The 11555-nt window shown below is 72.5% G+C and carries 11 protein-coding genes; 6 read left to right on the forward strand and 5 right to left on the reverse strand.

Annotated elements, in window-relative coordinates:
• Positions 1-51 precede the first annotated feature (51 nt).
• The 3 genes from ACQBAS_RS03135 to ACQBAS_RS03145 are packed head-to-tail and all read left to right on the forward strand — an operon-like array spanning position 52 to position 5008.
• Entirely contained in the window at positions 52-1098 is a 1047-nt protein-coding gene (locus ACQBAS_RS03135) for an NAD(P)-dependent alcohol dehydrogenase (RefSeq protein WP_427384935.1), read from the forward strand.
• Positions 1095-3254, forward strand: a complete 2160-nt coding sequence (locus ACQBAS_RS03140; protein ID WP_427384936.1) for a glycosyltransferase family 2 protein — start codon at positions 1095-1097, stop codon at positions 3252-3254. Before ACQBAS_RS03135 ends, ACQBAS_RS03140 begins: the two co-directional genes overlap by 4 nt.
• Positions 3251-5008 (forward strand): glycosyltransferase, encoded by a 1758-nt coding sequence (locus tag ACQBAS_RS03145; protein ID WP_427384937.1) that lies wholly within the window; start codon positions 3251-3253, stop codon positions 5006-5008. Before ACQBAS_RS03140 ends, ACQBAS_RS03145 begins: the two co-directional genes overlap by 4 nt.
• Positions 5009-5027: 19 nt before the next feature.
• Here ACQBAS_RS03145 and ACQBAS_RS03150 read toward each other — a convergent pair whose 3' ends face one another.
• The gene (locus ACQBAS_RS03150; RefSeq protein ID WP_427384938.1) at positions 5028-6707 is read right to left on the reverse strand and encodes a glycosyltransferase family 4 protein; all 1680 of its coding nucleotides are present in this window, start codon (positions 6705-6707) and stop codon (positions 5028-5030) included.
• 115 nt (positions 6708-6822) lie between these two features.
• Here ACQBAS_RS03150 and ACQBAS_RS03155 point away from each other — a divergent pair, with 115 nt between their 5' ends.
• Positions 6823-7026, forward strand: coding sequence for a hypothetical protein (locus ACQBAS_RS03155; protein ID WP_427384939.1), 204 nt, complete (start codon positions 6823-6825; stop codon positions 7024-7026).
• A gap of 133 nt (positions 7027-7159) precedes the next feature.
• On the opposite strand, the gene ACQBAS_RS03160 is transcribed toward ACQBAS_RS03155, so the two are convergent.
• The gene (locus ACQBAS_RS03160; protein WP_427384940.1) at positions 7160-8683 is read right to left on the reverse strand and encodes a DEAD/DEAH box helicase; all 1524 of its coding nucleotides are present in this window, start codon (positions 8681-8683) and stop codon (positions 7160-7162) included.
• Positions 8684-8887: 204 nt separating this feature from the next.
• Here ACQBAS_RS03160 and ACQBAS_RS03165 point away from each other — a divergent pair, with 204 nt between their 5' ends.
• Positions 8888-9619 carry a ferritin-like fold-containing protein gene (locus ACQBAS_RS03165; RefSeq protein WP_427384941.1) on the forward strand — a complete coding sequence of 244 codons (732 nt, stop codon included), beginning with the start codon at positions 8888-8890 and terminating at the stop codon, positions 9617-9619.
• A gap of 100 nt (positions 9620-9719) precedes the next feature.
• On the opposite strand, the gene ACQBAS_RS03170 is transcribed toward ACQBAS_RS03165, so the two are convergent.
• From ACQBAS_RS03170 to ACQBAS_RS03180, 3 genes are all read right to left on the reverse strand, one after another.
• Complete coding sequence (locus ACQBAS_RS03170) at positions 9720-9989, reverse strand: GlsB/YeaQ/YmgE family stress response membrane protein (protein ID WP_427384942.1); 270 nt, start codon at positions 9987-9989, stop codon at positions 9720-9722.
• A gap of 130 nt (positions 9990-10119) precedes the next feature.
• The gene (locus ACQBAS_RS03175; protein WP_427384943.1) at positions 10120-10338 is read right to left on the reverse strand and encodes a DUF3107 domain-containing protein; all 219 of its coding nucleotides are present in this window, start codon (positions 10336-10338) and stop codon (positions 10120-10122) included.
• Between the two features lie 60 nt (positions 10339-10398).
• Entirely contained in the window at positions 10399-11079 is a 681-nt protein-coding gene (locus ACQBAS_RS03180; protein ID WP_427384944.1) for a TetR/AcrR family transcriptional regulator, read from the reverse strand.
• 55 nt (positions 11080-11134) lie between these two features.
• On the opposite strand from ACQBAS_RS03180, the gene ACQBAS_RS03185 reads away from it, so the two are divergent.
• On the forward strand, positions 11135-11539 hold the full coding sequence (locus ACQBAS_RS03185; protein ID WP_427384945.1) for an MGMT family protein: 405 nt from the start codon (positions 11135-11137) through the stop codon (positions 11537-11539).
• Positions 11540-11555 lie beyond the last annotated feature (16 nt).

The raw sequence follows: 11555 nt of genomic DNA on the forward strand, positions 1-11555 counted from the left end.
GGCGCGACTACGGTGGGGAGAGTCCCCACCCCTAGGACAAGGAGCATTGCCATGCCCAGCACCACCGCACTGCAGGCCCCCAGCGCCGGCGCCCCCTTCGAGGTCGCGCAGGTCCCCGTCCGTGACCTGCGCGACGACGACATCCTCATCGACATCGCCTTTGCCGGCATCTGCCACTCGGACATCCACCAGGTCCGGGAGGAGTGGGGCAAGGCGATCTTCCCCATGACCCCCGGCCACGAGATCGCCGGCACCGTCTCCGCCGTCGGAGCCGGCGTCACGAAGCACAAGGTCGGCGACCGCGTCGGCGTCGGCTGCATGGTCGACTCGTGCGGCGAGTGCGAGTACTGCAAGGACGGCGAGGAGCAGTACTGCACCAAGGGCGCCGTGATGACCTACAACGGCACCGGCTACGACGGCGAGGAGACGAAGGGCGGTTACAGCCAGCAGGTGGCCGTCTCCGAGCGCTTCGTCTGCCGGATCCCCGACGGCATCGAACTCGACGAGGCCGCTCCGCTGCTCTGCGCCGGCATCACGACGTGGGCTCCGCTGCAGCGCTGGGGCGTCGGCCCCGGATCGAAGGTGGCCGTCGTCGGCCTCGGCGGCCTCGGCCACATGGGCGTGAAGTTCGCCGCCGCCCTCGGCGCTGACGTCACCGTCCTCTCCCGCACCGACGCCAAGAAGGACGACTCCGTGGCGCTCGGCGCCTCCGCGCACATCGCCACGAGCGACCCGGCCGCGCTCAAGGGGCTGCGGTCGAGCTTCGACGTCATCCTCAACACGGTCAGCGCCGACCTCGACGCCGACATGTACATCAAGCTGCTCAAGCCGCTGGGTGTCTTCGTCAACGTCGGCCTGCCGCCGTCGGCCTGGTCCATCCGACCGGGCAGCGTCATCTCCGGCAGCCGCGTCGTCGCCGGTTCCAACATCGGCGGCATCCAGGCCACGCAGGACATGCTCGACTTCTGCGCGGAGAAGGGGATCGGCGCCACGATCGAGACCATCTCCGCCGATCAGGTCGACGACGCCTACGAGAAGGTCGTCGCCGGCGACGTCCGCTACCGCTACGTCATCGACACGTCCACCATCACGGCGTGACCGTGCTGCCGCCGAAGGTCGCTCGGGCCCGCGAGCTGGTCGGCCGTGCCGTCCGGCTCGCGCGGTCCGACGACCCGGCGGATCGCCGGCGGATCGTCGGTCAGGTGCGGGCGCGACTGCGGCCCACCCCGACGACCGGCCTCGACGACCTCACCGCCGCCTATGCGCGCGCGGCCGAGGTCGGCGCCGGACCGGACGACGTCGCGGCCGCGGCACTGCGCACCCGATCGGGGCTCGCGCTGCGGGTCCTGCGCCACCTCGCGGAGGTCGGCGGGCGGGCGCCCTGGCGGCTCGCGCTCGCCGAGGTCCTCGCCGGCCTGCCGGACGAGGAGTCGCGGCGGGAGGCTCACCGGCGCTTCGCCGCGGCGCTGAGCGCATCGGGCCCGAGGTCCTTCACGGACAAGCAGCAGCTGCTCCTGGCCCAGCTCGACGTGCTGCACGGCGAGGGTCAGGCCCTCGAGCGGCACCTCGCGGTCCTCGACCGGGTGCCGGCCGACGTGGCCGCCGACCTGCGCGCCGACCTGCGGCATCCCGGTGCTGGTGACCAGGCGGATGCGGACCCCCGGTGGCTCGCGGCGCTTCAGCGTCGGTGGGTTGAGGCGGGCCTCTTGGCGCCCGTGCTGAGTCCCGTCCACGGCCCCGATGACGGCCCGGGCGCGACCCCCTTCGATCGTCTGGAGACCGATGCCGCCGCCACCACGGCGCTGCGTGCCGGGCTCGACGGCCGACTCGAGGCCGCTGGCGTCGCGGCCGTGACTCGGGCCGACCTTCCCCTCATCACCGTCGTCATGTCGGTCCACCGGACCCCCGACGCGGAGCTCGCCACCGCCGTGCGCTCCGTGCTCGCGCAGACGTGGCCGGCGCTCGAACTCGTCCTCGTCGACGACGCCTCCGGTCCCGAGCAGGCGGCGTCATTGCGGGCCGCGGCCGCGCTCGACCCGCGCGTGCGGGTGTTGAGCGTGACCGAGAACGGCGGCACCTATCGCGCGCGCAACCTCGCCCTGCGGGAGACCCGTGGCGCCTACGTGACGTTCTGCGACTCCGACGACTGGGCCCACCCCGAGCGCCTCGAGCGGCAGGTCCTCCCGCTGCTGCTCGACCCCGACCTGGCCGCGACCGAGAGCGAGGCCGTGCGCTGCCTGCCGGACCTGCGTCGGACGTGGCTCGGCTACCCCGCCACGCGCACCAACGCCTCGAGCCTGCTCGTGCGCCGCGAGATCGTCGAGCGCCTCGGCGGCTTCGACCCGGTCCGCAAGAGCGGTGACGCGGAGTTCGCCGAGCGGTTGGCCGTGCTCGCCGGTGAGCGGCCGCGGGTCGTCGACCTCCCGCTCCAGATCGTGCGCTTGCGCGCCGACTCGCTGTCCCGCTCGGACTTCGCCATGGGGTGGGCGGCGTCCGAGCGCATCGCCTACCTCGCCGGGTATCGCCAGTGGCACGCGCGGCTGCGCGAGGACGAGGCGGGAAGGGGGTCGCTGCCCGACCTCGAGCGGGTCAACGACGAGGGGGCTCGCCCCTTCGCCGCACCGCGTCGCTGGCTCACCGGGGGAGCGGCACTGCCGGCGCCCGAGCTTGACGTCGTCGTCGTCGACGACCTCGCGGACCCGAAGGAGACCGGGGCCCTCGTGCGCGACCTCGGCGTGCTCCTGAGCCGGAGACTGCGTGTCGGTGTGCTGCACCGCGAGGATCTCTCGTGGTGGCGACGGCCGCGTCGACGCACGCGCGAGGACGTCCAGGGCCTGATCGACGCCGGAGCCATCCACCAGGTCCACCCCGAGGAACCGATCCGGGCGCGGGCCCTCTGGGTGCGCACCCCGAGTGTGCTCGTCGCCGACCGTCAGCCCCCGGCCGACCTGAGCGTCGACCGAGTCCACGTGTCCGCCCCGAGATCGGCGTCCGGTGGTCGCGTCGCCCTTGCCTGGACCCGTGCCGCGGTCGAGAGTGAGTTGCGGACGTGGAGCCCGGCGAAGGTCGAGTGGATCGACGGCGACTCCGCCGCCGCTCGGGCAGAGGTCATCGCCGGTCTCGTGTCCGGGAGCATGCCGGCCGACGACGGCACCAGCGACGACATCGGCGACCACCCGGGCGCCACCCACTCCGGCGCCAACCACCCCGACGCCAATCACCCCGACACCGTGCAGGAGCCTTCCCCGTCATGAACCCCCCCTCGGTGCCCGGCCCCCTTCGTCGTCCGGCCACGCAGGTCCGCGACCGGTTGCGGTCGGCGACGGCGCGCCAGCGCACGGCTCTCGAGCGCTCGCGCCGGCGGGCCAGGGTCACGGCTCCGGTCAGGGTCGTCGACCCGATGCAGGCCGAGGACGCCCCCGTCGTCGCTCTCGGTGCGGGCGCGCGGTTGCGGGCGGGGCTCGACGGGCCGTGGGGTCTGCGCGTCGTCGGCGAGGACGGCTTGACGGTCGCCGGCGCCCTCGACGGGGCCGCCTTCGCGCTCGTCGAGGTGCCCGCGCAGAAGCGTGTCCCCGCCACCGACGCCGAACTCGCTCGTGCCGCCGTGGCGGCGGGCGTGCCGCTCGTCGTGTGGGTGACGTCCAGCGCCGGCTCGCCGTGGAGCGCGACGAGTGAGGTGGCCGGGCTGGTCGCCGGGCTCGCGGGCGAGGGTGACTCGCGCGTGTGGTTGGCCGCGGACGACGCGGACACGGCCCGTGCCTGGTCGGCTCCCGAGGCCTTCGGGCGCGAGGTGCACCACCTTCCGCCGGCGGCCTCCCCCCAGCGGCACTCGCCGCGGTTCGGCGGCACCAACGCACGGCGCGAGCCGGCCGCGGCCCTGCTCGGCGCGCAGGTCCCGGACCTCACTGCCTTCGCCCCCGTCCCGCACGGGCTGCTGGACACGTGGACCCCGGACGACGACGCACTGACCTCGGGGACTCCGGTCCTCGCGCGCTATCGCGAGGTCGTCGGCCTCGGCGGTGACGCCCGGCTCGGCTGGCCGCTCATCGAGGCGGCGACGTCCGCGGTGTCCGTGGTCGTCGACGAGCCGACGGCGCGGCTGCTCCCGGGCGACGTGCGCGAGGCCGTCACCGTGGCCGAGGACGCCGAGGCCCTGCGGCTCGACGTCGCCGCCCGCCTCTGGCAGGACGAGGTGACCGATCGCGACTCGCTCATCGCGGCCCGAGCCGCCCGCCGCGCGCACACGTGGGAGCACCGCAGCCGCGACATCGAGCGCGTGGTCGGGATCGAGCGGCCCGCCCGCCGTCGCGACACCTCCGTCATCGTGCCGACCAACCGCCTCCACGAACTCGACAACGTCGCCGACAACATCGTGCGTCAGGCGGCGAACGCGACCGGTGACGTCCAGTTGGTGCTCGTGCTCCACGGCCTCGACGTCGACCCCCGCACGGTCGCTGAGGGCCTGCGGGAGAAGGGGGTCGAGCACGCCGTCGTCGTCCCGGCCGACAAGAGCCTGACCCTCGGGGCCTGCATGAACCTCGGGATCGACGCCTCCGACGGGCGCTACATCGCCAAGGTCGACGACGACAACTTCTACGGGCGGCACTACCTCACCGACCTCGTCGACTCCTTCGACCACTCCGGTGCCGGCATCGTCGGCAAGTGGGCCCACTATGTGTGGTTGCGCTCCTCGGGGGCCGTCATCCTGCGCTTCCCGACCGCCGAACACCGCCGGGAGCGGCTCGTCCAGGGCGGGGCGATGCTCTTCGACGGGGACGTCGCGCGCGAGCTGCGTTTCGGCGACCTGCCGCGCGCGGTCGACACCGACATCCTCACCCGAGCCCGCCAGGCCGGCATCGAGACCTACTCCAGCGACCGGTTCAACTTCGTCAGCATCCGCGGCACCGACCGGCACGCGCACACGTGGCCGGTGGCGGACACGGCGATGATGAACCGCTCGGGTCGCGTCGTCTTCTTCGGGGATCCGCGACCGCACGTCGACATCTGAGGCGGCCGGGCCCGACGGATCACCGGCGGGCGAGGACCTCGTCGTAGATCGCCCGGTAGCGGGGCCCGTTGGAGGACCACTGGCGCTCGCGCACGACCCAGTCGCGCCCGGCCTCGGCCAGGGCGGCCCGGCGGGCGGGGTCGGCGTGCAGGTGCTCGAGGGCGTCCGCGAGGGCGACCCCGTCGCCGGCCGCGAAGGATGCCCCTCGGCTCCCGTTGCCCGTGATCTCGACGAGCGCCGGCAGGTCCGAGACCAGGAGCGGGATCCCCGCTGCCATCGCCTCGAAGGGTTTGAGTGGGGTGACGAGCCGCGCCGCCCGCTCGTCGACGCGCGGGATCACGAAGACGTCGAGCAGGCAGTAGTGGTCGAGCACGCTGTCGTGCGGCACCTTGCCCGTGAAGATGACGCTGTCACCCGCGCCGACGGCGGCCGCGTGCGCCTCGAGGAAGGAGCGCCGGGTGCCGTCGCCGACGATGAGGGCGGTCGCGGGGATGCCTCGCTCGCGCAGCGCGACGGCCGCGTCGATGAGGAGCTCCTGGCCCTCGCGGTAGTGGTCGAGGTTGCTGACGTAGCCGAAGGTGAATCGGCCCTCGAGGCCGAGGCGGGCGACGAGCTCGGGGTCACGCTCGCGCGGCGCGAAGGCGGTCGTGTCGACGCCGTTGGGGACGACGTGAACGCGATCGGCCGGCACACCACGCTCGAGGATGTCGGCGCGCATCGACTCGCTCAGCGTCACGACGGCATCGGCGGCCATCATGCAGCGCGTCTCGGTGTCGCGGCGTCGGCGATAGACCTCCGACTGCTCGGCCCACGCGAGGTCCTTGGTCCACAGCGCCTCGAAGAAGCCCCGCACCTCGTAGACGACGGGCACACCGAGGGCCTGCCCGACCGCGAGGCCGACGAGCGCCGCGTCGTAGCCGCGCTGCCCCGAGTGGACGTGGATCACGGAAGGTCGCTCGCGCGACACGACGCGGGCGAGCTCGGTGGCCCAGGCGTCCAGATGCTCGTCCGCCGGCTCCCGGTCGGGGGTCCGGTCCCGCTCGAGACGGTGGTGGGGGATGCCCGCGACGTCCTCCTGCTCGGGGGCGTCGGTCACCCCGACCGACGAGGGGAAGTCGAGGGCCGTGACGGCCACCGGGTCGAGGCCGCCGTCCCGTTCGGCGACGAGCGTGTACATCGAGCGCACGGAGTAGCCGCTCTGCCGGTGCGGCATCGAGATCTTGAGGACGTGCAGGATCCGCCCCGGCCGGGGATCCGTCACCGGCGCCAGGGTGGTGAGCACCGCGGGGTCGACGGTGGGCCGCCAGTCGGCGCTCGTCTCCAACCAGCGGCCGTCGAGCAGGCGACCGGCACGCTCCACCCGCTCGAGTGCCGGGCCGTCCAGGGCGCCCCGCGCGCCGGAGAGGCGCAGCGCCGTCGCCTCCCGCTGCAGGGACATCGCGCCGGCCTTCGAGGCCGAGGCGCGAACCTGGTCGAGGAAGGCGGCGTCGCCGGACAGCGAGGACGCGAGCTGGGTGGTCGCGAGGGCGATGGCGCCGGCGTGATCGCCGGTCTCCGTCAGGGCGGAGAGCTGGGCGGTGACGTCCGCGGCGGACCGGCCGTCGACCTCCGAGACGGGGCGTCGGCCCGCCCGGAGTCGCTGCTGCAGACGGTAGGCGCGGCGCGCCGCGCCACGGGTCAGGCTCTTCAGATCTCGCACCACGGCAGCCTAACGGCGCGCATCCGCCACGCCCGGCAGCCCACTCGCGATGGGCATTCGTAGCCCAAAATCACTAGGGTGGCTCATCGGTAGTTTTCCGATGAAGGAGAGACACATGCTGAACAAGTGGACCTACACCCTCGGCGCCCTCGCGCTGCTCGTGCTGGCGTTCGTGATCGACCTGGCCATGGCGGACGCCCGTCTGGCCTACTGGATCTACGCGATCCTCGCGGTCCTCGTCGTTGCTGGCGTCGTCCTCGACCTCTCGCGTCAGAAGAAGATCGACCTGCCCGACCGCATCGACGGTGGGCGCGTCTGACCCGACCGCGTCGAGCACCACAGCGGTGCCTGACACGGATCGATGAAGGGGCGGTGGTGCGCATGCGCACCACCGCCCCTTCGTCATGTCCTGCGGGTCATGTCCTGCAGGACATCGACCAGTGCCGTGTGGCTCAGCCCTCGGACGGCTGCGCCGCGGCGCCGTCACCGCTGGTGGTCCGACGCCGGTTGCGCTGACGACGCGGGCGCGAGGCCTCGCCGCCCTGCTCGCCGTCACGCTCCGGGGTGCGCGCCGGGCGCTGGCCACCGTCACGGCCGCCCGTGCTGCGGTCGCCGCCACGGCTGCCGCCGTCACGACCGCCGCGGTTGCCGCCGTCACGGCTGCGCTCGGGGCGACGCCCCTGGCTCTTGCCCGTCTCGCCGAGGTCCTCGAGCTCCTCGGCGTCGAGACCCGCGAGGGTCTGCTTCGACTTCGGCAGTCGGCCCTTGGCCCCGGCGGGGATGCCCAGGTCGCTGTAGAGCTCGGGGGAGGACGAGTAGGTCTCCTGCGGCGTGATGCCCAGGTCCAGCACCCGGTTGATGACCGACCAGCGGGTCAGGTCGTCCCAGTCGACGAAGGTGATCGCCACACCCGTGTTGCCCGCGCGGCCGGTGCGGCCGGTGCGGTGGAGGTAGGTCTTCTCGTCCTCGGGGCACTGGTAGTTCACGACGTGCGTGACGTTCTCGACGTCGATGCCGCGGGCCGCGACGTCGGTGGCGACGAGGATGTCGACGTTGCCGTGGCGGAAGGCGCGCAGCGCCTGCTCGCGGGCGCCCTGGCCGAGGTCGCCGTGGATCGGCGCCGCGGCGAACCCGCGGTCGACGAGCTCGTCGGCGACCTTCGCGGCCGTGCGCTTGGTGCGGCTGAAGATGATCGTGCGACCGCGGCCCTCGGCCTGGAGGATGCGGGCGAGCATCTCGACCTTGTCCATCGCGTGCGCGCGGTAGACGAACTGCTCGATGGCCTGGACGGTGTGCCCCTCCTGGTCCGAGCCCATGGCACGGATGTGGGTGGGCTGCGTCATGTAGCGACGCGCGAGCGACACGATGGCGCCGGGCATCGTCGCGGAGAAGAGCATCGTCTGCCGAGCCGGCGACGTCTGGGCCATGATCTTCTCGACGTCGGGCAGGAAGCCGAGGTCGAGCATCTCGTCGGCCTCGTCGAGGACGATGGTGCGGGTGCCGCCGAGGTTGAGGTGGCGCTTGTTGCTGAGGTCGATGAGGCGACCCGGCGTGCCGACGACGACGTCGATGCCCGCCTCGAGGGCCTCGATCTGCGGCTCGTAGGCGCGGCCGCCGTAGATGGTGAGGACCTTGATGCCGCGGCGCTTGCCGGCCTTCTCGAGGTCGCTCGCGACCTGGACGGCGAGTTCGCGCGTCGGGACGACGACGAGCGCCTGCGGGATGCGCGCCTCACGCTTCGTCGTGTCGACGCGGTTGAGCAGCGGGATGCCGAAGCCGAGCGTCTTGCCCGTGCCCGTCTTGGCCTGGCCGATGATGTCGTGCCCGCCGAGCGCGACGGGGAGCGTCATCGCCTGGATGGGGAAGGTCGCGAGGATGCCGCCGTCGGCGAGCGACGCGACGATGTCGGGGTGGACGGCGAAGTCGCTGAACAGGGGAGCGGTCTCTTCGGGCGTCTCGGTGGTGGAGCTCGTCATGGAGTTCTCGTCGATTCTCTCGATCGGGGCGGTCGCGCAGGCGGCACCGTCTCGGTCACCGCAGGCTGCCGCCTGGTGTTGGGCCGATCGGAGGTCTCGTGCGCGGTGAACCGCGCGTCGGGGGGCGTCCCGCCCCCTGGAAGTCGTGCCGACCGGGCACCACGTGTCCGTCCATGGTAGCGGGTGCTCGCTAGGCTGCGATGCATGAGCGACACCTCGCCCTCGGCCGGCGCACCCGTCCCCCCGATCGATGCGGCGGCGCAGTCGTCCGCCCCGTCCGAGCAGGGCGACGCCAACGCCGCCGGCGTCATCGACCTGCTCGGCGCGATCGGTTACAACCTGCTCTCGGGATTCACCCGGATCGTGGCCGACTCAGAGCTCGCCCCGACCCTGGGCGTCCGCTCCCAGATGGTGACGCTGGCGCGGGCCGAGCTGGCCAACTACGACCGGGTGGTGGCCCGGCTCGAGGAGTTGGGGACGCGGCCGGAGGAGGCCATGGACCCCTTCGTCGCCGCCGTGGACGCCTTCCATGCCCGGACCCGACCGAGCACCTTCCTCGAGGGCATCGTCAAGGTCTATGTCGGCGACGGCATCGCCAACGACTTCTATCGCGAGGTGTCGGCCTTCGTGGATCCGGCGACGCGCGAGCTCGTCGAGGGCGTCGAGACGGGGGAGGAGTTCGCGGCCTTCGTCGTCCGGACGGTGCGCGAGGCGACGAAGGCGGACCCGCGGGTCGGCGGTCCGCTCGCCCTCTATGGCCGCCGGCTCGTCGGCGAGGCGCTGTCGCAGGGGCAGGCCGTCGCCGTCGAGCGGGACGCGCTGGCCGCGCTGCTCGTCGACAACCCGGCCTCCGACCTGCTCGAGATCGGCCGGATGTTCGGGCGCCTCACCGAGGCCCACACGCGCCGGATGGGTGCGCTGGGCCTCGCGCACTGAGTGGGTCTCGCGCACTGACGGCGAGGTCACCCAGCACGACCACACACGGAAGGGGCCCCACCGGACGAACCGGTGGGGCCCCTTCGTGCGTGTGGATCGATCAGATCTGCTTGCGACCCGTGACCGAGCCGTAGCCGACGATCAGGACCGCGGCGACGACGATGCCCGCGAGGAACGGGACGATCTCGAAGCCCCCGTTGTCGTTGCCGTAGCCGAGCTGGTAGACGAGCCAGGAGCCGATGAGCGACCCCAGGATGCCGAGAATGATCGTCACGGCGAGGCTGATCGACTGCTTGCCCGGGAGAACCAGACGAGCAAGGGCGCCGATGATGGCACCGACGATGATGGCGCCGATGATGGTGGAGATCATGAAGGTCTCACTTTCTTCCCCGCGATCGCGGGGCACTAGAGGGACGAGCCCACTGCAAGACTCGGCTCAATCCTTTCATGACGGACCTCCGCAACACCAAATTGGCGCGCGGGGAGGTGTGCCCGAAATGTCAGGCGCCGAAGCCGACGCGACCCTTCGCGGACTCACCGATCTCGACGTAGCCGAGGGCATCGGCGGGGACGATCACGGTCTTGCCCTTGGCGTCCTGCAGCTGGAAGGCGCCGGACTCCTTGGCCGCGGTGACGGCCGCGAGGACGTCCTCCGGGGTCGCGTCCGTGTCGATCACGAGTTCGCGGGCGACATTGCGCACGCCGATCTTGACCTCCATGGGGTCACCTTTCGTCGTCGTGGTGCGGCCGTCACGACGGCCGCGGGGTACGAGTGCAGCCTAGTTCGCGGTGCCGACGGTCCCGCCGCCGGTCGCCGTCATACCCGCCGCCGTGGCCCTGATCGGGAAGGCGCCGATGCCACGCCACGCGAGGTGGCCGGCCGCGCGCGCCGCGTCCTCGCGGGGGATGGCGGTGCCCTGCGCGAGCCAGCTGCGCGCGGTGACCTGAGCCATGCCGGCGAGGGCGACGCCGAGCACGTGGGCGATCTCGATCGGCAGCACCGTCTCGGTCGAGATGTGCTCGGCGATCATCTCGGCGCACGCGGCCTCGGCGGCGTCGAGCCGGTGGCGCACCGCGGGCTCGTTGGTCAGGTCGGACTCGAAGACGAGCCGGAAGGCCGCACCGTCGCGGGCGACGAACTCGAAGTAGGCCGCGGTGGTCGCGTAGACCCGCTCCTTGGGGTCACCGCTGCCCTCCAGTGCCTCCCGGACGAGCTGCTCGAGGAGGTCACACTGCTGGTCCAGGAGGGCGAGGTAGAGCTCGAGCTTGCCCGGGAAGTGTTGGTAGAGAACAGGCTTGGAGACGCCCGCCCGATCGGCGATGTCCTCCATGGCCGCGGCGTGGTAGCCCTTGACGACGAAGACGTCCTGCGCGGACTCCAGCAGTTGCGCGCGTCGCTCGGCACGAGGCAGGCGCTGTCCTCGTGGTGGGACGGGGGCGTCGCGGTCGGTCATCGCCATATCTGGCCTCCTCGGGTGTTCGCCACATCCTACGATCCGGTCAGGGAGGCTCCTCATGGATGACGACACCCGGCACTCGACGGGCCGAGACCGTGGCGGGATGCGCGGTGCGCTCCGGGGTGTCCCGACGGAGGCCCAGGAGGCGATCCTCGACCTCGTCTCGACCATCCCGCCGGGTCGCGTGGTCTCGTACGGGCTCGCGGCCGAGCTCGCGGGGCTCACGGCGCGGCACGCCCGGCTGGCCGGGAGCACGATGGCCCACTTCGGTTCAGGGGTGCCGTGGTGGCGCGTCGTCCAGGCGGACGGCCGACTTCCGCAGGGGTTGGAGGAGGAGGCTCGCGCCCATCACCGCGAGGAGGGGACCCCCTTCGTCGGTGGCCTCCTGACCGGCCGGCGGATCGACATGGCCCGTGCCCTCTGGGACGGGCCGGATGAGCAGGAGGACGAAGGGGGCCGGTGACCGGCCGCCTTCGCTG

Source organism: Janibacter zhaoxuefangae (assembly GCF_050271985.1).
In the GTDB taxonomy this organism is placed as follows: domain Bacteria; phylum Actinomycetota; class Actinomycetes; order Actinomycetales; family Dermatophilaceae.